Below are 18,619 nucleotides of genomic sequence, written 5' to 3'. Positions count from 1 at the left end.
CAACGGATTGATAACAATAAAGTTCAGCTTTTGCCACATTTGCCGGGTGGCTCAGGCTGACGGGCCCGAGCGGCGGTAGGCCAGCAGGGCCAGGACCACGGCAATCACGCCGAGGACGGTGCCGGCGATGCCCCAGACGCCGGGCGAATCGATAGCCTTCCGGGCATGAATCGCTTGGGCCTGCTCCTGCTCGCCGTCCTGGACCGGCTCGCAGAACGTTCCCCGGTCTGAGGTAGCACTCCGGGCCGCTCCGCACATGTACGGGCCGGACGCGTTCTCCGCGCGTCCGGACCCGACAGGAGCAACCGATGACGTCAGCGACCGTGGAACGCCCGGCCGCGCCACCCAGCCCTCCCGGCGAGCGGCGGGCGCCGCGGCTGTACGCGCTGGACGGGCTGCGGCTGGTCTGCGCGCTGGCCGTGGCCGGGTTCCACTTCGGGAACTCGTGGCGGCTGGACGGCGTGCACGGCGGCTCGTACCACCTGCCCGGCGCGGCGCCCGTCCTGATCTACGGCTTCCTCGGGGTGGAGACGTTCTTCCTGATCAGCGGGTTCGTGATCATGATGAGCGGGTGGGGCCGCACGGTACGCCAGTTCGCCGTCTCCCGCGCCGCCCGCCTCTACCCCGCCTTCTGGGCCGGGGTCCTGCTGACGACGCTCGTGGCCACCCTGCTGCCGATCAGCGGCGGGCTCCCGTTCAGCCGCCTGCCCGAGGGCGGCCGTGACGTCGTCGTCAACCTGACCATGCTCGCCGAGCCGCTGAACGTCCCGCTGGTCGACACCATCTACTGGACCCTCTGGTACGAGATCCGCTTCTACCTGATCGTCGCCTGCCTCATCGCCGGTGGGCTGACCGATCGTCGCGTGAAGATCTTCGGCGCCGGCTGGCTGGTCGCGGCCCTGGTGCTGCCCGCCTTCCCCGGCGCTTGGCTGACCGAGCTGGTGATGCCCGGCTTCGCCCCCTACTTCATCGCCGGGATGACGCTCTTCCTGCTCCGGCGCCACCGCCGTGACGGCTGGCTGTGGCTGCTGCTGGCGGCCTGCTGGCTGGTCAGCCTGCAGCGGGTGCACCTGCGGGTGCTCGACCTGCGGCCCGGCTTCGCGGTGGCCGAGTGGCCGGCCCTTGTCATGATCACCCTTGTGTACGGGATGCTGCTGGCCATCGCGCTCGGGGCCGCCGACCGGCTGCGGTGGCGGTGGCTGGTGACGGCGGGCGCGCTCACGTACCCGTTCTATGTGATCCACCAGCGTGCCGGATACAGCCTGATCCGTACCCTGCAGGCCCGCACCGGCTGGGACGCCGGCGTGGTGATCGCCCTGGTCGTGGGCGCCCTGCTCGCGACGGCCTGGCTGATACACCGGCTCGTCGAGCGCCCGCTGGCGCCGCGGCTGACCAGATTTCTCTCGGCTCGGCATTTCTCTCGGATCGGCGGGTAGCAGGTGGTGCCGTGCCGGACATGAGGCGGATATGAGACGACCGGACGCCGAGACCGCCTTCCGCGAGCTCTTCGAGGCGGCGTACGACGACCTGCTGTGTTTCGTCGAACGGCGGATCCACCTGGCCGTGGCCGACGACGTGGTGGCCGAGGTCTTCCTGGTCGCGTGGCGCCGCTTCGACACCGTGCCGGAACCGCTCGACGAGGCCCGCGCCTGGCTGTTCACCGCCGCGCACAACGTCCTGCGCAACGGCCGGCGCAGCCACCAGCGTCAGCACAGCCTCGCGCTGCGCATCCAGCAGGAGCCGGATGACACCGGTGGCACCGAGGCCGACGGGGTGGCCGCCCGCATCGACCTGGGCCGGGCCTGGCAACGCCTCTCCCTGGCCGATCAGGAGGTGCTCACCCTCACCGTCTTCGAGGGCCTGACCGGCACGCAGGCCGCCCGCCTGCTGAACATCTCCCGCCCCGCCTTCAGCCTCCGCCTCCTCCGCGCCCGCCGCCGCCTCCACCACCTGCTCCGGCCGCAACCCGAGAACCCGCCGCTCCGGCCGCAACCCGAGAACCCGCCCCTTCGGCCGCAACCCGAGAACCCGCCCCTTCGGCCGCAACCCGAGAACCCGCCCCTTCGGCCGCAACCCGAGAGGCCGCCGCCTCGGCTGCAACCCGAGAGCCCGCCGCTTCGGCCGCAACACGGGAGCCCGCCCGCGGATAGCCCACCCGTGCCCCGGCCGCGGCCGGAGCACGCGCGACCTCACCCCACGCGACCGGGGCAGGCGCCCGCCGCACACCCCACCACCACCGGAGCGTCAGCATGAAGCACAACCTCGACCGGGCGCTCCACGACGCCGCCGAGCCGGTGCCCGCCCGCGTCACGGAGCCGTTCGCCCAGCAGCTGCTCGACGACATCCTGCGCAGCGACCCCGGCACCGCCGCGCCGACCGGCGCGGCGCCCATGGCGGCGGGCGGCGCGGCGCCCATCACGGAGACCGGCGCCGTGCCCATCACGCCGGGCGGCGCGGCGCCGATCGCCCCCTCGCGTTCTCGACCGCGTCCCCGGCTGCGCCTGGCCGTCGCGGGCGCGGCCCTGGCCCTGGCCGCGACCGCCGTCCTCGCCGTGAACAGCGTCGGCGCCGAACGCGCCTACGCCTCGTGGACCCCCGACCCCAGTCCCCTGCCCGCCGCCGAGGCCCAGGCCCTCATCGGCATGTGCCTCCCGCCGAGCACGGCGGCGGGCGCCCGCGTCGCGATCAGCGAGAAGCGGGGCCGGTACGCGTTCGTCAACGTGGTGACCGCCGAGGACAGCCGGACCTGCTTCCGCGACCGCTCCGGCGGCGTACACGAGTCCAGCATCCTGCTGGGCCCGGCCGGCGCCGAGCAGCTCGGCGCCAGGGGCATCGAGATGTACGCCTGGCCCCAGTTGCGTACCGGCGAGGGCTGGGCCCGCCTGATGGCGGGACGTCTGGGCTCCCAGATCACCGGTGTCACGATCACCGTCCGGGGCGGCGGCGAGACTCGCGACGTGCGGGCCACCGTGCGCAACGGCTACTTCGCGGCCTGGTACCCGGAGGACGACCGGGGGTTGCAAACCAACGACACCACACTGCGGCTCCAGTTCGCCGACCACCGCCCCGGCCGCAACCTGGACGCCGGCGATCTGCTCATCCAGCCCGTGCTCGACTAGGGGCCAATCGATCAGCCGAGCCCGGTCTCGTACGCCCGCAGCACGGTCACCACCGCCCGGTTTCCGGCCGGGCCGGCGACGGTCGCGCGCAACGAGACGAAGCCGGCGGCGGGGTTGTCCACGCGCAGCGTCCGGCGGTCGCTCATCGGGGCGGGCCGCCACGTGCGTCCGTCGTCGATCGAGTATTCCGCGCTCAGCGTGTCCCCCCGCGCCACGGTGGCCGGGATGGAGAACCGCCCCGGCGGCGCGATGTTGTCGTCGTCGAGGCGAGGGCGGAAACCCACCGTGGGCAGCGGCAGGGCGGTGTCACCGTTCGCCGAGGAGAAGGTCCACACGCCACTGACCGAGGTCGACAGCCGGAACGGCGCGGACCGGGTCGCCGACATCTCCAGCCGGTAGTTTGTCGGCTCGGGCGGCACCTCGAACTCCGCGTAGTCGGCCGGCTCCTCGCCGACCAGCTCGCCGCCGGCGTAGAGCGCGGTCCGGGCGCGGTCGGTCGCCGACCGGGTCCACTGTCCGTCGCCGGAGGCGAACAGCGGGATGCCGGCCACGATCACGTCGCCGGACCGGGCCGCGGTGAACCGGGTGTCATCGACCGCCGGCGCGAACACCGCCCGGTTCCACCGCTGGCGATACACCCGGCCGGCGGCCAGCCGCTGGGCCGGGCCCACGGCGATGCTGTGATCACCCTCCTCGAACCGGCCCAGCCATCGCACGCCGCCGTCGGTGTTGACGTGTTCCGTGCGCACGGCCGGCACCGCGAACCGGTGCGCCGCGGTCAGCCCGCCGACGCCGTCGTCCCAGATCGGCACGTTGGTCTTGAAGCCGTCGACGCCCGCCGCGTTCCGCGCGTACCCGGCCTTGATGGTGGCCAGCTCGCCCGCACTGACCTTGCGCGTGAGGCCGGTGAAGAAAGTGCCCTTCCGGCGGTACGCGACGTCGTACGAATGCGCGCCGTCGAAGGAGGCGGCCACCGAGCTGTGGAAGCCGTCGACCTTCTCGTGCGGGCCGACCAGCGCGGTGAACGTGTCGCCGGCCCGCTCCGCGAACGTGATGGCCCCGATGAACTGGGGCTGCCACAGGGTGTCGACGCCGATCTGGGTCAGGCGGGCATCCGTCGCGGGCACGGTGATGTCGAACGGCCGGCCACGGCGGGCGTCCAGGGTGACCGTCTCGGGGCCGTCCACCACGAGCCGCGGCTGCACGAGCATGGTCTGGCCGGCCTCGCCGGTGATCCAGCCGTACAGGCCGTAGTCGCCCTTCGGCAGCCGCAGCGCCTCGACCGCATCCGGGCCGCCCAGGTTCACCACGCCCGGCCCGTCGAGCCGGTTCAGCGAGGTGTAGTGGTCGCCGGCGGGCTCGCCGTCCCGGCCGATGTGACGCACCGTGACGTCGTAGCTCTCCACCTCGCGGTTCACCGCGACCGGCGTCTCCACCTTCACGCCGCCGGGGCCGATGGCGATGATCCGGCCGGTCTTCAGGCCGTCGCTGCCCGCGCCGTTGGTGTCGGCGGTCACCGTGGTCGTCGCGCCGCCGCCGGCCGGCACCGTGACCTCGGCCGCGCCCAGCGTGAAGGTGCCCGCGCCGTCCTCGAGGGCGAGACCCAGGGTGATCGGCCCGGCTCCTTCGTTGCGGTACGTGAGGGTCCTCGTCACGGGTTCGTCATCGTCGTGCGGCCACGCCTGGCGGCCGAAGCTGACGCTGCCCTCGTCGGCCCACACCGCCTGGCGCACCGCGCGGGCCACGTCGACCCGGCCGGCGCCCTGGCCGAAGGCGTCGACACCGGGCGTCGGCCGAGCGGTGCCCATCAGCAGCGCCTTGCGTTGTCCCGGCGACCAGCCGGGGTGCTGCTGGGCGACGATCGCCGCCGCGCCGGCCACGTGCGGCGCGGCCATGGAGGTGCCGTCGAGGCTGACGTATCCGTCGCCGGCCGGCGTGCCACCGGTGCCATGCGCCGCCGCGGCGGCCACGATGCCCACGCCCGGCGCGGTGATGTCCGGCTTGATGGCGTCGTCGCCGTCGCGCGGGCCACGGCTGGAGAAATCGGCCAGCCGGTCCTCATCGTCGACGGCGCCCACGGTCAGCGCCGACCGCGCGCTGCCGAGCGGGCCGATCGTTCCCGCGCCGCCGTCGTTGCCGGCCGCCACCACGAACAACGCGCCGTACCTCGCGGTCAGGTCGTCGACCGCCTGCTCCAACGGGTCGACACCCTCGGTGTCCCGGCCGCCGAGACTCATGCTGACCACCGGAGCGATCCGGGCGGCCCACTCCATCCCGGCCAGGACGGCCGACTCGGCACACCGGTCGACCTCGCACACCTTGCCGATCGCCAGCCGCGCCCCGGGCGCCACGCCACGGAGCCGGCCGCCGGACCGGGCGCCGCTGCCCGCGATGGTCGAGGCGACGTGGGTGCCGTGTCCCACGGTGTCATCGGCGGACGGGTCGGAGGTGAAGTTCTCCACGGCGGCCAGCCGACCGGCGAAGTCCGGGTGGGTCGCGTCGATGCCCGAGTCGAGCACCGCGACCGTGACACCGGTGCCATCGAGCCCGGCCTGCCACGCCACCGGCGCCCCGATCTGCGGCACGCTGACGTCGAGCGCGAGCGTCCTCCGCCCGTCCAGATGGATCCGCTCGACTCCGGGCCGCAGCACCCGGCCGGTGGCCGTGGTCATGGTGGCCGCGTCCCAGAAGGCGCCGGGACGCACCCGCGCCGCGAGCATGCCGACCCCGGCGAGATCGCGGTCCACCCGGGCCGCAGCGCCGGTTGCCGCCCGCGCGGCCGCCGGCCCCTTGCGGTTTCCCGAGCGCGGGTACGAGATGAGCACCGGCAACGCCTCAGCGGGACGGCCGAGATCGCGCAGCGTGGTGACGTCGAACAGCCGCTGGTCGAGGCGCCCGTCGCGCACGAGGGGCAGGGCGTCGGCCGGCACGACGTACCGATGACCCGGGCTTGTCCAGCCGACGAACCGGACACCCGCCCGACCGGGCCCGCGCGTCACCGAGATCGCGTCGCCGGCCACCGTCACCTGGTCACCGGTGACAAGCGTGACGGTCGCCGGAGGCGCCATGGGGGCGGGGGCGGGGGCGGGCGCCGATCGCGGAGCGGCCACCGGAACCAGCACGACAGCCATGGCGATGGCGAGCAGCCTCATGCGATCTATTGTGGACCATCGATGTCCCGCCGGCGAGGGTCGGCGGTCCGGGGCGCGAAGGTGCTCGCCAGCCGGTCGAAGGCCTCGCGAACACCGCCTGGGACGTCGACGTGCGCGATGAACCCGCGCCCGGCCGGCGGGACGGCCTCGTCAGCCGACCGCCGTTCGGAACGCCTCCTTGACCGCGCTCGCGCCCGCCGTGACCACCGCCGCCGCTCCGGCCGCCGCCCCGCGCACGGCCGTGGCCACCACCTGCGGTCCGGCCGGCGGCACCCGGTCGACGATCGCCGCCCACTCCTGGTCCTCCAGCGGGAACGGGTTGCGCCCGCCGGCCATCCGCAGGATCAGCGCGTGCGCGAACCGCGGGTCCCCCTCGAGCTTCTCGCGCCCGATCGGCCGGTTCACAAAATGCTGGGCGAACTCGACCGGTACGAGCCACTGCTCGCCGTCGCGCCCGGTCCAGTACGGGTCGTCGGCGGTGCCGAAGTGCGGCTCCGCGGTCACGTGCCCGAGCGCGACCACGCCACCGCCCGGCCCGGAGAGCCAGATCGCGACGCCGTCCCCGGCGCTCATCCGCTTCCAGTGCTGCCGGATGGTCCACGTGGTCGCGGTGTGACCGTCGGTGAAGAAGTCACGGATGCGCCAGTGCGAGATGTTGCCCTGCATCAGCCAGTACGCCATGGGATCAGTCTCGCGATCACACGTCGCCACCGTCGGGAAACGGCGTCACCAGCGCAGTTCGAGTGACAGCGGCCCGCGCACGTTGATCGACCGCCGCAGAGCGAAAGAACGTTCGTTCTCTCCGGCCAGCCCCGGCAGCCGCTCGAGCAGGGTCTGAAGTGCGACTTTCGCCATCGCGCGGGCCGGCCCGGCGCCGACACAGGTGTGAACGCCGGCCCCGAATCCGAAGTGGCGCGTCGGCGTGCGGGTCACGTCGAAGCGGGCCGCGTCCGGATAGCGGTCCTCGTCGCGGTTGGCCGAGGCGAACACGAGCAGCACGTCGGCGCCGGCCGGCAGGTTCACGCCGGCGACCGTGGCCGGGCGGGTCGTGCGCCGGAAGAGGGTCGGCACCGGGGACTCGTACCGCAGAACCTCCTCGACCGCGCCCGCCACCAGCTCGGGCCGGCTCCGCAGCAGCGCCCACTGGCCGGGGTGGGCGAGCAGCAGGCGCAGGGCGTTGCCGATGGTGTCGGTGGTGGTGATGTGGCTGGCCCCGAACGTGCTGGCCAGGGTGCCGACCAGCTCGGCCTCCTGATCGAAGGTGAGCGGCTCGTCGCCCGGGGCGAGCGCGGCGATGACGTCGCTGATCAGGTCGCCGGCCGGGGCGGCGCGCCGGCCGCGTACCCGATCGGCCAGCAGGTGCTGGAACGAGACGACCGCGCGGGCGGCGACCTGCTCGTCCTCCTCGGTCAGGTCGGCGCTGCCCAGGCTGAACAGCGCCTCGCTGCCCTGCTTGGCCGCGGCGGCGTCGCCGGGCTCGAGGCCGAACAGCGCGGCGGCGGTCGCCACCGGCAGCGGCGAGGTGAACTGGGTGACCAGGTCGGCGCGGCGGGTGTCGATGAACCGGTCGACCAGGGCGTTGGCCCGCACCCGGATGCCCGGTTCCATGCCCTTGACCCGGCCCGGCTCGGTCAGATGCCGGGCGTACGGCCGGCGGTAGCGGCGGTGGGCGTCGCCGTCGGAGGTGATGTGGTCCGGCTTCGGCGGGTACCCGTCGGCCAGCACGGCGAACGTCGGCGGGTAGAGGGCGCGTACCGGTCGCAGGCTGTGGGCCGAGGAGAAGGTGGCCGGGTCCCGGAGGATGGCGTCGACGTCACGGAAGCAGGTGACGACCCAGGCATCGAGGCGCGGCGAATGGAAGACCGGCTGGTGGTGCCGGGCTTCGGCGTAGAACGTGTACGGGTCGTCGAGGTGTCTTCCGAGGGGGTCGTAGCTCTCCGCGAGCTCGCTGGCCATCGTTCGAGAATGGACGAACGGGCGACTCAGAGCAACGGTGTAACATCGGCCGGCATCGCACCGGCACCGCTCCGCCGACGAGTCCAGAAGAAGGGCCGACATGGCTGACGAACCCGTCCTCGAGGACGACCTCAAGGCGGACGTGCCGCACACGGCCCGCATCTGGAACTACTGGCTCGGCGGCAAGGACAACTTCGCGGTCGACCGGCGGGTCGGCGACGAGGTCCGCGAGATCTTCCCGGTGGTGATCGAGCTGGCCCGGGCCGACCGGCTCTTCCTCGGCCGCGCCGTGCGCTACCTGACCGGCGAGGCCGGCGTCCGCCAGTTCCTCGACATCGGCACCGGCCTGCCCACCCAGGACAACACGCACGAGGTGGCCCAGGCGATGGCCCCCGAGGCGCGCATCGTCTACGTCGACAACGACCCGCTGGTGCTGGCCCACGCGCGCGCCCTGCTGACCAGCAGCGACGAGGGCGCCACCGAGTACCTGCACGCCGACCTGCGCGACCCCGACACCATCCTCCGGGCGGCCGGGTCCACGCTGGACTTCGCCCGGCCGGTGGCGGTCATGCTGCTCGGCATCATGCACTTCGTCAACGACGACGAGCAGCTCCAGCAGATCGTCGACCGCCTGGTCGAGGCGATCCCGTCGGGCAGCTACATCGCCGTGGCCAACACCACCACCGCGGTCAACGGCGACACCACGGCCGAGGCGGTACGGGTGTGGAACATCGACGCCCAGCCGAAACTCAAGCTCCGGAGCCCCGAGCAGATCGCCGGGTTCTTCCGCGACCTCGAGGTCGTCGAGCCCGGCTGGGTCTCCTGCTCCCGGTGGCGCGCCCAGCCCGGCCCGGACGGCAACCTGCCGATCGAGGTCGACCAGTGGTGCGGGGTCGTGCGCAAGCCGTGACCACGTGGACCGCGGACGTCGTGGCCGGGAAGCCGGCCTGGCGGCACGACCCGTCCGGGGTGGTGTTCCGCGAGGTCCCGGGCGGGACGTTCCGGATGGGCCTGTCCGACGACGAGCTCGCGGCGGTACGCGCCATCGAGCGCGACGGCGGCGCCGAAGACGACCTGAGCGGATTCCTCGAGAGCGCACCGGCCGACGCCGGGCCGGTGCGCGTGGTCCGGGTCGAGCCGTTCCTGATCGCGCGTCACCCGCTGACGGTCGCGCAGGTCCAGCACTGGCTGCCCGGCTTCGACGACGACTACGCCAAACACGACGCGTGCGCGGCCCGGCTCGAGGGCGAGCTCGACGACCTGCTCGCGGCGCTGCCGTTCCGGCTGCCCAGCGAGGCCGAGTGGGAATACGCCGCCCGCGCCGGCACGACCGCGCTGACCTTCCGCGGTGATCGGAAGCCCGGCGAGGACCAGCTCCTCGACGACTTCGGCGACGAGGAACGCACGGCGGCCGCGGAGAACGCGTTCGGGCTGGCCGGGTTCGGCTCGGCCAACGAGATCTGCGCGGATGTGTGGATCCCGGGCTTCGTCGACGCCCCGCTGGATGCCCGCCCCCGCCTCGGCGACGGCCCGCGTACCGCCCGCGGCGGGGCCGCCGACCTCTACCCGTGGCAGGGCTGCGACGAGTGGCTGCTCCTGCTGGCGGCCACCCGCTACGAGCACCACCAGTTCACCTCGGTCCGCCCGGCCGCGCCACTACCCTGAGGTTCGATGACAGCAGGACTGTGACAGTAGTACTGTCACTGTTGTGCGCTTCTCCATCGACGACCTGGCCGCCGCGACCGGCACGACCGTGCGGACGGTGCGGTTCTACGCGGCCGAGGGGCTGCTGCCGCCGCCCGATCGGGAGGGCCGGGTGGCCTGGTACGACGCGCGGCACCGGGTCCGGCTCGATCTGATCCACCGGCTACAGGACCACGGCTACACCCTGGTCGCGATCCGGCGGGTGCTCGAGGCGATCCCGGCCGACGCCTCGCCCGACGAGTTCGCCATCCGCGGGTCGCTGCTCACGCCGTGGGCGCCGCTCACACAGGTGGACGAGCTGATCGGGCGGGACGGGCAGCCGCTCACCGCCGAGCAGGTCGCCTTCCTGGAGGACGTCGGCATCGTGCGGCGGCTGCCCGACGGACGGCACCAGTCGACCCCGTCCCAGCTCGCCCTGGCCCAGGACCTGCTGGAGATCCCGGTGCCGCTGGCCGTGCTGCGGGACGCGGCCGCGGTGGTCACCCGGCACACCGAGGCGCTCGCGGCCGACCTGACCGAGGTGTTCCGGGCCGGCATCTGGCAGCCGATGCGCAACGGTGAGCTGCCGGTTGATCCGGCCCTGCTGCCCGAGATGGTCAACCGGCTACGGGCCGTGGCCGTGCAGGGCCTGGTCGTCGCGTTCGAACACGCCGCGGATCGGGTGATCGGGAAGTGACGGCACAGACGCACCGGCTCGACGTCGACAGGGTTCAGGTCGGGGTCCGGGAGTACGGCGAGCCCGGCGCCGGGCCGTCGGTGGTGTTCCTGCCCGCGATGGGGGTGCCCCTCCGCTACTACGAGCCGTTGTTCGAGGCGTGGCCGCGGCATGTCATCGGTGTCGAGTGGCGGGGCCAGCCCGAGAGCCGGGTCGCCGACCTGCGCCGTGCCCGGTTCGGCTACTCCGACCTGTTGCGCGTCGACCTGCCCGCCGTCGTCGCGCTGGCCGCCGACCGGGGCGCCCCTCAGGTCGTACTCGTCGGTCACAGCCTGGGCGGGCAGATCGCGCTCCTCGCCGCGGCCAGCGGAACCGTGCGCCCGGCCGCGGTCGTGACCGTGGCCACCGGCACCAGCTCGCCCACCCACCTGCCCCTGGTGCTGAGATGGCAGCGACGGCTCGGCGTCTCGGTGGTCCGCACCATCACCTGGGCCGCGGGCCACTGGCCGGGCGACCGCTTCCGGTTCGCCGGCCGCCAGCCGCGAACCTTGATCAGGGACTGGGCGTACGAGGCCCGCCACGGCCGGTACCGCTTCGCCGGCGACCCCACCGACTACGAGGCGGCGCTGACCGGGTCGCGGGTGCCGGCGCTGCTGATCGACCTGGCCGGCGACCGGATGATCCCGGCCGGCGCCGTCGACCACCTGGCGGCGCGGGTCGGCGGGCCGGTCGAGCGCGCGTCGCTCTCGCAGCGGGCGGGCTTCGACCACTTCAGCTGGGCCCGCCGTGCGCCGCGGGTGGTCATCGATCGGATCGAGACGTGGCTCGGAGCGCCAGCAGGCCCCCGATGACCGGGATCACCGCGAGCAGCGTGGTGCGGGCCGACCGGGTGAGGTGCCACGCGGCCCCGATGACCAGCAGGTAGGCGCAGCCGTGGATCGGGCCGACCAGCGACGCCACGGCCGGCACGTGCACGGTGGCGAGGTTGGTCAGGAGCACGGCCAGGCTGAGCAGTTCGACGATCGCGGCGGTTCTGAGCAGCGGCACCTCACACCCCCGCGGTGGAACCGGGGCGGACGATCATCAGCACCACGACGACCGCCCACAGCAGGTTGAAGATTCCGGTGACCATGCCGAGCCGTGCGGTCTCGCGTCTCGCCTGCCGGGGCAGGATAACCAGGCCGAGCACGCCGCCCGCCACGACCGTCAGCCCGATCGAGATCAGCAGCCACGCGTCGCCGAGCACCCCCAGGCTGCTCGCCGTGGCCAGGCCGAAGACGGGCACCAGGATGCCGATCATGGCGTAGACCCGGCAGATCCGGTGGAGCAGGCGCAGGGCCGGCTCGTCGCCGCGGCGGGCGACGGCCGGGAACATGCTCGCCGCCACGGTCACCGGGCCGATGGCGATGATCGCGGCGAGCACATGGATGCTGAGAAGCACTTTCGTCACGGATGTCGAAGTTAGGGGAGATTCGCGGACCTATACACTGGCTGGAATGCCAAGAGCCAACTGATTCGCGCCAGGGGAAGAACACCAGGGACGAACACCAGGAAAGAGGCGGCCATGCACATCGTCGCGATTCTCGCCCTGGACGGCGTGGTCCCGTTCGACCTGGCCACGCCCGAGGTCTTCGACCGGGTCCGGCTGGCCGACGGCACCAGCCCGTACGAGGTGCGGGTCTGTTCCCCCGGCCCCGGCCCGGTCGACGCCGGAGCGTTCACCCTGGTCACCCCGTGGGGCATGGACGCCCTGGACAGCGCCGACACGATCGTGTTGCCCGGCCGGGCCGACGTCACCGCCCCGATCGACGACGAGGTGATCAAGGGTTTGCGGGCGGCCGCGGCCCGGGGCGCCCGGCTGGTGTCCATCTGCTCCGGCGCGTTCATCCTGGCCGCCACCGGCCTGCTCGACGGGCTGCGCGCGACCACTCACTGGATCGCCGCCGACGACCTGGCCCGCATGCACCCGGCGATCGAGGTCGATCCCGACGTGCTCTACATCGATCACGGCGAGCTCGCCACCTCGGCCGGCGCGGTCGCCGGGCTCGACCTCTGCCTGCACCTGATCCGCCGCGACCACGGCTCGGCGGTCGCCGCGATGGCGGCCAAGCTGTCGGTCGTCCCGCTGGAACGCGAGGGCGGTCAGGCCCAGTTCATCGTGCACGAGCAGCCGCCGGCGCCGCGGGGCTCCACGATGGAGCCGCTGCTGCGCTGGCTCGAGAAGTCGGCGCCCGCCGAGCTCACCACCGCGCAGATCGCCGCGAAGGCCAACATGAGCACGCGTACGCTCAACCGCCGATTCCGCGAGCAGACCGGCACGACCCCGCTGCGCTGGCTGCACCGGGCCCGGGTGCGCCGGGCCCAGCACCTGCTGGAGACCACCGATGACACCGTCGACCTGATCGGCGACCGGGCCGGCTTCGGCTCCCCCACGGCCTTCCGCGACCGCTTCAAGAGCGTGGTGGGCATCAGCCCACAGACCTACCGCCAGGCTTTCCGCTCGCGCGGCGCCGCAGCTGCGGAACGATGAGCAACGCGCACAGCCCCACCGCGACGACCAGCAGCACCGGCACCAGCCAGACCCACACGGTCGTCTCGTTCTTGACCGCCTTGCGCAGGATCTGAGCCTCCGCCACCGGCGAGGGCGCCTGCACGGGCGCCTGCAGGGGCGCCGCCGAGGCCGGGGCCTGCCAGCCGGGCGGCGCCGCGACCACCGCGCCGTGATAGGTGAACCGGATCTCGCCCTTCACCGCGTCGCCGTCGGAGACCGTGTGGTTGTAGGTCACCGTGTACTCCCCCGGCGCCGGCAGGTGGGACACGGCGATCTTGACCGGGAAGCCGGTCTCCAGCAGCAGCGGCTCCCACTGCCCGTCCTTGAGCTGGTATTCCCGCACCGGCGTGGCGAGGCGATGTGGCTCACCGTTCGACCAGCCGCCGTCGACGCGTACCCCGGTCGGCGCTTTGATCGTGAACTGCGCGCCCGGCGGCGGCTTCTCGGTGAACGTCAGCGTGACCGCCTCGACCCGCTCCTGAACCGTGCTGCCCTGTGCGGGCTCGCTCGTGACCAGGGTGCCGTGCGCCAGCGCGGCCGAGGGCGCGACCACCGCCCCGGCCAGCACACCGACGAGCAGAAGACCGAGAAGGGTACGAGGTGGGCGGCCCATCGTCGCAGGCTATCGGAATGCCTCAATATTGAGTGCGTCGCAGGACCATGCGTACCGTGCCGTCGCGTTCGGTCTGTTCGTCGACCAGGTCGAAACCCTGCGTGGCGAGGGTCTTGGAGGTGAGCCGGTAGGCGTGCCGGGCGGTGACCTGGCCGAGCCACGCCTCGTTGTGCTTGCCGAGGTCGTACTCGCTGATCAGGGCCAGGAACGTGCCGCTGTCCTGGCGCAGGAAGCCGATGTCGTTGGAGGCCAGGCCGACGTGCTTGCGGCGGATGATGACGTGCGCCCGGTCGCCGCGCGGGTCGCCCTGGAAGCCGACGAGCCGTTGCGGCTGGTCGTACACCTCGAGGTCGTCGTAGCCGACGTCGGCGAGCGCGCCGCACAGCGCCTCGGTGTCGGTGATGCGGGTGGTCAGGGTCGTGTAGTGCGACATGGAACCTCCTCGGGACGGATCAGATCGGTTCGAGCGGGACGACGAACTGGCGTTCGGCCTCGATCGCCTCGGCGAACGACGCCGACTGGGCGCGTCCCTCGCGCAGCCAGCCGCGCAGCGAGCCGATCGTCTCGCGCTGCGACACCGACAGCGGCACCTGCCGGCCCAGCGCGGCGCGGATGTCGGCGGTGGTGAACTCGCGGCCGGCGCTGAAGCCGACGTACATGGCGTCGACCACGGCCTGCTCGATCTCCGAGCCGACGTAGCCCTCGGCGGCTGCGGCAAGGCCGGCGACGTCGAAGTCGGCCGGGATCCGCCGCCGTTTGCGCAGGTGCACGGTGAGGATCTCGGCCCGCTCGTCGGCGGTCGGCAGGTCGAGGAAGAAGATCTCGTCGAACCGGCCCTTGCGCAGCACCTCGGGCGGCAGGCTGCTGATGTCGTTGGCGGTGCCGACCACGAAGCACGGCGCGGTCTTCTCCTGCATCCAGGTCAGGATGGTGCCGAACACCCGGGTGCTGGTGCCCGAGTCGCCACCGCCGTGGGCGAGCGCCTTCTCCATCTCGTCGATCCACACCACGCACGGCGCCACGGTCTCGGCCAGGTGCAAGGCCCGCCGGGTACGCTCCTCGGCCTCGCCGACCAGCGATCCGAACAGGGCGCCGACGTCCAGCCGCAGCAACGGCAGCCGCCACAGGCCGCCGATCATCTTGGCCGTCAGGCTCTTGCCGGTGCCGGGGATGCCGATCAGCGCGATGCCCTTCGGCGCCGGCAGGCCGTAGTCGCGGGCCTCCTGGGTGAACGCTCGTTCCCGCAACCGCAGCCACTGCTTGAGGACGTCGAGACCGCCCACGTCGTCCGGGGTCTCGTGCACGCCGTAGAACTCCAGCGCCTCGCTCTCCCGGATCACCTCCTGCTTCTCGCGGACGACGACGTCGATGTGCCGGTCGTCGAGGGCGCTGTCCCGGACGATCGCCTTGGCGTACGACCGGCGGGCCTGCGCGGCGGTCATGCCCAGCGCCGCCTGCCCGAGCTTCTCCCGCCCGGCCGGCGTGAGGTCGACCTTGACCCCGGGCGTGCCGGTGAGCGCGCCGAGCACCTCGTCGAGCTGGGTCGCGTCGGGCAGCGGCAGCTGGACGATCACCGCGTCGTCCTTGAGCTCGTCCGGCACCGACCGGCTGGGCGAGATCACCACGATCGACTTGCGGGTGAACTTCAACCGCTGGGCCGCGCTCCGGAGCTTGCGCTTGACCTGCGGGTTGGTCCAGCAGTCGTGAAAGTCCTTGAGTACGAAGGTGACGTCGCCGTCGGCCTTCTCCACCTGTTCGATCACCGACAGCGGGTCGCGGGCCGACGGCAGCGAGCCGGTGTGCCCGGACAGCGCCGCGAACCCGTCGGCTAGGTCCCAGGCCAGGCACGGCCGGTGCCGGCGCTCGCACACCGCGGTGACGGCCTGGAGGGCCCGTTCCTCCTCGATCGTCACCACCACCACGAGCGTGTACCTCGCCCGCAGATACAGATCGAGCTCGCCTTCGAAACTCACCGCACATCTCCCAGCAGCGTCGGCGGGTCGATCCCGCTGATGGACAGGACACCGTCCGGCCGGATCACGATCTCGGCGTCCGGTACGTCGTCCAGTTCGTCGGCGCGTACCCGGTCGCCGAAGGTCAGCACCCGCTTGTTGGCCGACCCGCGCAGCCCTCGACCGAGCCTTTGCGAGCGCTGGTAACGCCCGGCGACCAGCACGTCGACACGCTCACGAAGCAGGTCGGCCCCGGGCATCCGCCGTACCACCGGCCATTCGTAGCCGGTGAACAGGATGCTGGTCAGGGTCGTCTCGGCCCGGATCCGGCCGAGCAGCGCCAGCACGCCGTCGCGCTGCTGCAGGGGCTCGCCGCCGCTGATCGTCACCCCGCTGATCCGGTCGCCGAGCCCGGTGATCCGTTCGAAGAGGTGGTCGACGGTCACTTCCTCACCGTCGCGGCCGTGCGTGCCGGGGTTGAAGCAGCCCGGGCAGCCCAGCGTGCAGCCCTGCACCCAGACGACCGCGCGCAGGCCGGGACCGTTGACCGCGCTGACCGGTTCGAAGCCGTGGATCCGCAGCGGCGTCATCGCTCGCGTTCCCGCCGGAGCCGGGCCGGGTCGGTGCGTTCGAGAGCGGCCTGCGCCTCGGCGGTCAGCTCCCGGGACAGCACCTCACCGCCCAGGGCCTGTTCCAGGCCGGCGGTGAGGTCGAGGCAGCCGGCCCCGGCCAGCCCTCGCACCTGCACGGTGGTGGTCCCGTCCGGGGCGATCACCACCTCGATCTCGTGCAGTTCCATGACGGCGCTCCTCACGTGAGCTTCACGACCGGGAAGTCGCGGTGGGTGATCCGGCCGCCGACCAGGTCGTGCGCGGTCAGCAGCAGGCGCTTGTTGGTGTCGATGCTGAACTCGACCCGGAACCTCGGCTGCCCGGCCTTGGCCGGTGGGTCGGCGCGCAGGAAGGTCGGGGCGCGTTCGTTGACCCAGAACCGGCTGCGGCCGTCCTCGTCGTCGGGCGTCACCGCGGCGACCCGCCAGGCGCCGCCCTTGTCGAGCACCAGCTCGGTCTCGGACCCGGTGCGGCGGCGTTCGCCGAGCTCGTAGATCGCGATGCCGAGGTCCTGCTGGCCGTTCTGGGTGGCCCGGACGGTCATCGTGTGGACCGGCTCCTTGCTGGGGTACGCGGTGCCGGCCCGGACGCAGGTGCGGAACTCGTACCGGCCGGTGGTCCGGTCGTACCACCGGACCGCGTAGTCGTGCTGGATGTGGTCGTAGAAGCCGGTTCCGGCCGCGTACGCCGCGGCGCCACGGGCCACCACGTCGAGCGGGCGGTCGGAGAAGACCCGATCACGGCCGAAGATGCGTTCCATGGTCCGGCGTACCGACGGGATCAGGCTGCTCCCGCCGACCATCAGGACCGCGGTCACGTCGTCCTCGTCGTACCCCCGGGTCGAGGCCGCGCGCAACGCCCGCCGCACCACACGGTCCAGGCGGTTGAACAACTCGCGCCGGTCGAGCAGGTCCTCCAGCCCGTCGCGGTCGAGGTCCATGCTGGTCACCGCGCCGGAAGCGGGGTCGAGCACGCTGATCTCGGCGCCGCTCCGGGCCGGGTCGGAGAGCAGTTCCTTGGCGCGCTCACACTCGACCAGCAGGGCCCGGCTGATCCGGCGCACGTCGTCGTCGCTGTCGGCCCGGCCGTTGCGCGCCAGCAGCTCCTGGAAGATCCACTGGTCGATCGTGGAGCCGCCGATGTCGTCACCGGCCTTGCCCAGGACCCGGCACGACCGGCCCCCGGCCTCCTCCTGGATCAGCACCACGGCCGCCTGCACCGTGCCGCCGCCGAAGTCGAACATCAGGTAGACGTGGCCCGGCTGGATGTGCGCGCCGTAGCCGAGCGCGGCCGCCGACGGCTCGTCGATCAGCCGGAACCGGGACACCCCGGCCGCCTCGGTCACCTCGCCCAGCCAGTCCTCGTAGTGCTCGAACGACTCGACCGGGGCGGTCAGCGAGATCTCCTCGCCGGCCGCGTCCGCCTCGGTGGCGGCCAGTGCCAGCACCGTGGCCAGGAAGTCGCGGCCGGCGTCGAACGGCGAGATCTGCCGTCCGTTGACCGCCGTCCGCAGTGGACTCCGGTTGGCGATGTATCGCTTCATCCAGCGGAACGTGCCGTGGGCGTGGTACAGGTTCGCCGCGTGCACCTGGGCGCCGAGCAGCTGCCGGTCCTCGTCCGTGTAGTGGATGACCGACGGGATGACCGGCACCTGCTGGTCCCCGTGACCGAGCGGGCGCCCGTACCCGGGAATCCGCAGGGTCTTCGCACTTCTCGTGGTCTCGTCCCACGCGGCGATCACGGTGTTGCTGGTGCCGAAGTCGATACCGAGCCGTCCCGCCATCAGCCCTCCACCGCCTCGACGCCCGCCTTCCGCAGCACCTTCCCGCGAAGGTCCAGGCCGGCCACGCGTACGACGACCGGGTCACCACGCTTCGGCGAACCCGCCAGGCTCAGCGGGTCGTGACGATCGGGGTCGAACGGGACCGTCGCACCGACCGTGCCCACCCGCACACCCTCCCGTTCGAGCGCGCGGACCAGCCGCAACCCGATGGCCAGCAGGTCACCGGCGGCCGGGTCGCTCCCGCGCAGATGAGCCACGGTCACGAACTGCACCAGCGGCGCCCCGACCGCGGTCACGAGACGCTCCACATCGGCCTGGGCCCGCTCGTCGGCGAGGTCGCCGGCGTCACCCCGGGCCCGGGCCAGCTCGCCGCGCAGCCGCTCCTGGGTGCGGTCGCGCTCGGCCAGCTCGAGGCGCGCCCCGGCCAGCGCGCGCTCCAGCCGGAGCACGTCGTCACCCGCCGTCCGGCGCCGGAAGAATCGCAACACCATTCGAAGATATTCGATCGCGTATATGCACGGTA

Annotated in this window: 20 protein-coding genes; 8 read left to right on the top strand and 12 right to left on the bottom strand. The window is 72.7% G+C overall.

Features of this window, described 5'->3' with window-relative positions; all coding sequences use genetic code 11:
- Positions 1–308: 308 nt before the first annotated feature.
- Genes AB0O15_RS19820 through AB0O15_RS19810 form a run of 3 tightly spaced genes read left to right on the top strand, consistent with a single transcriptional unit; the run spans position 309 to position 3,119 of the window.
- The gene (locus tag AB0O15_RS19820; RefSeq protein WP_364320284.1) at positions 309–1,436 is read left to right on the top strand and encodes an acyltransferase; all 1,128 of its coding nucleotides are present in this window, start codon (positions 309–311) and stop codon (positions 1,434–1,436) included.
- 31 nt (positions 1,437–1,467) lie between these two features.
- Positions 1,468–2,253, top strand: a complete 786-nt coding sequence (locus tag AB0O15_RS19815) for a sigma-70 family RNA polymerase sigma factor (RefSeq protein WP_364320282.1) — start codon at positions 1,468–1,470, stop codon at positions 2,251–2,253.
- Positions 2,250–3,119 (top strand): hypothetical protein, encoded by an 870-nt coding sequence (locus tag AB0O15_RS19810; protein WP_364320280.1) that lies wholly within the window; start codon positions 2,250–2,252, stop codon positions 3,117–3,119. Before AB0O15_RS19815 ends, AB0O15_RS19810 begins: the two co-directional genes overlap by 4 nt.
- An 11-nt stretch (positions 3,120–3,130) precedes the next feature.
- Here AB0O15_RS19810 and AB0O15_RS19805 read toward each other — a convergent pair whose 3' ends face one another.
- The 3 genes from AB0O15_RS19805 to AB0O15_RS19795 form a co-directional block, all read right to left on the bottom strand.
- Positions 3,131–6,271, bottom strand: coding sequence for a S8 family serine peptidase (locus AB0O15_RS19805; protein ID WP_364320278.1), 3,141 nt, complete (start codon positions 6,269–6,271; stop codon positions 3,131–3,133).
- A 150-nt stretch (positions 6,272–6,421) separates the two neighbouring features.
- Positions 6,422–6,952, bottom strand: a complete 531-nt coding sequence (locus AB0O15_RS19800) for an EVE domain-containing protein (protein WP_364320276.1) — start codon at positions 6,950–6,952, stop codon at positions 6,422–6,424.
- Between the two features lie 45 nt (positions 6,953–6,997).
- Positions 6,998–8,227, bottom strand: coding sequence for a cytochrome P450 (locus AB0O15_RS19795; RefSeq protein WP_364320274.1), 1,230 nt, complete (start codon positions 8,225–8,227; stop codon positions 6,998–7,000).
- A 100-nt stretch (positions 8,228–8,327) separates the two neighbouring features.
- Between AB0O15_RS19795 and AB0O15_RS19790 the strand changes: the two genes are divergently transcribed.
- From AB0O15_RS19790 to AB0O15_RS19775, 4 genes are read left to right on the top strand one after another with little or no spacing between them, the layout of a single operon-like run.
- Entirely contained in the window at positions 8,328–9,137 is an 810-nt protein-coding gene (locus AB0O15_RS19790; RefSeq protein ID WP_364320272.1) for an SAM-dependent methyltransferase, read from the top strand.
- Complete coding sequence (locus AB0O15_RS19785; RefSeq protein WP_364320270.1) at positions 9,134–9,892, top strand: SUMF1/EgtB/PvdO family nonheme iron enzyme; 759 nt, start codon at positions 9,134–9,136, stop codon at positions 9,890–9,892. The genes AB0O15_RS19790 and AB0O15_RS19785 overlap by 4 nt, the downstream gene beginning before the upstream one ends.
- Positions 9,893–9,935: 43 nt before the next feature.
- On the top strand, positions 9,936–10,607 hold the full coding sequence (locus AB0O15_RS19780) for a MerR family transcriptional regulator (protein WP_364320268.1): 672 nt from the start codon (positions 9,936–9,938) through the stop codon (positions 10,605–10,607).
- Positions 10,604–11,437 carry an alpha/beta fold hydrolase gene (locus tag AB0O15_RS19775; RefSeq protein ID WP_364320267.1) on the top strand — a complete coding sequence of 278 codons (834 nt, stop codon included), beginning with the start codon at positions 10,604–10,606 and terminating at the stop codon, positions 11,435–11,437. The genes AB0O15_RS19780 and AB0O15_RS19775 overlap by 4 nt, the downstream gene beginning before the upstream one ends.
- On the opposite strand, the gene AB0O15_RS19770 is transcribed toward AB0O15_RS19775, so the two are convergent.
- Both AB0O15_RS19770 and AB0O15_RS19765 read right to left on the bottom strand, forming a co-directional pair.
- On the bottom strand, positions 11,388–11,633 hold the full coding sequence (locus tag AB0O15_RS19770; protein WP_364320265.1) for a DUF3817 domain-containing protein: 246 nt from the start codon (positions 11,631–11,633) through the stop codon (positions 11,388–11,390). The genes AB0O15_RS19775 and AB0O15_RS19770 overlap by 50 nt on opposite strands.
- Before the next feature lies 1 nt (position 11,634).
- Positions 11,635–12,036: a hypothetical protein gene (locus AB0O15_RS19765; RefSeq protein WP_364320263.1), complete on the bottom strand. Its 402-nt coding sequence runs from the start codon at positions 12,034–12,036 to the stop codon at positions 11,635–11,637.
- Positions 12,037–12,150: 114 nt separating this feature from the next.
- On the opposite strand from AB0O15_RS19765, the gene AB0O15_RS19760 reads away from it, so the two are divergent.
- Positions 12,151–13,116 (top strand): helix-turn-helix domain-containing protein, encoded by a 966-nt coding sequence (locus tag AB0O15_RS19760; RefSeq protein ID WP_364320261.1) that lies wholly within the window; start codon positions 12,151–12,153, stop codon positions 13,114–13,116.
- Here the strand turns inward: AB0O15_RS19760 and AB0O15_RS19755 are convergent.
- Genes AB0O15_RS19755 through AB0O15_RS19725 form a run of 7 tightly spaced genes read right to left on the bottom strand, consistent with a single transcriptional unit; the run spans position 13,055 to position 18,587 of the window.
- Complete coding sequence (locus AB0O15_RS19755) at positions 13,055–13,750, bottom strand: copper resistance protein CopC (RefSeq protein ID WP_364320259.1); 696 nt, start codon at positions 13,748–13,750, stop codon at positions 13,055–13,057. The two genes, AB0O15_RS19760 and AB0O15_RS19755, sit on opposite strands and share 62 nt — an antisense overlap.
- A 22-nt stretch (positions 13,751–13,772) precedes the next feature.
- Positions 13,773–14,183 (bottom strand): DUF1257 domain-containing protein, encoded by a 411-nt coding sequence (locus AB0O15_RS19750; RefSeq protein ID WP_364320258.1) that lies wholly within the window; start codon positions 14,181–14,183, stop codon positions 13,773–13,775.
- 19 nt (positions 14,184–14,202) lie between these two features.
- Complete coding sequence (locus AB0O15_RS19745) at positions 14,203–15,723, bottom strand: AAA family ATPase (RefSeq protein WP_364320257.1); 1,521 nt, start codon at positions 15,721–15,723, stop codon at positions 14,203–14,205.
- Complete coding sequence (locus tag AB0O15_RS19740; protein ID WP_364320255.1) at positions 15,720–16,292, bottom strand: 4Fe-4S single cluster domain-containing protein; 573 nt, start codon at positions 16,290–16,292, stop codon at positions 15,720–15,722. Before AB0O15_RS19740 ends, AB0O15_RS19745 begins: the two co-directional genes overlap by 4 nt.
- Positions 16,289–16,501 carry a DUF2997 domain-containing protein gene (locus AB0O15_RS19735; protein WP_364320253.1) on the bottom strand — a complete coding sequence of 71 codons (213 nt, stop codon included), beginning with the start codon at positions 16,499–16,501 and terminating at the stop codon, positions 16,289–16,291. The genes AB0O15_RS19740 and AB0O15_RS19735 overlap by 4 nt, the downstream gene beginning before the upstream one ends.
- An 11-nt stretch (positions 16,502–16,512) precedes the next feature.
- Positions 16,513–18,096 carry an Hsp70 family protein gene (locus tag AB0O15_RS19730; protein ID WP_364320251.1) on the bottom strand — a complete coding sequence of 528 codons (1,584 nt, stop codon included), beginning with the start codon at positions 18,094–18,096 and terminating at the stop codon, positions 16,513–16,515.
- Positions 18,096–18,587, bottom strand: coding sequence for a hypothetical protein (locus tag AB0O15_RS19725; RefSeq protein WP_364320249.1), 492 nt, complete (start codon positions 18,585–18,587; stop codon positions 18,096–18,098). Before AB0O15_RS19725 ends, AB0O15_RS19730 begins: the two co-directional genes overlap by 1 nt.
- Positions 18,588–18,619: the final 32 nt, after the last annotated feature.

The sequence above is a fragment of the Actinoplanes sp. NPDC089786 genome, assembly GCF_040684855.1.
GTDB lineage: Bacteria > Actinomycetota > Actinomycetes > Mycobacteriales > Micromonosporaceae > Actinoplanes.
Note: the sequence above shows the minus strand (reverse complement) of the source record. Positions and strands in the feature narration are given on the sequence as shown.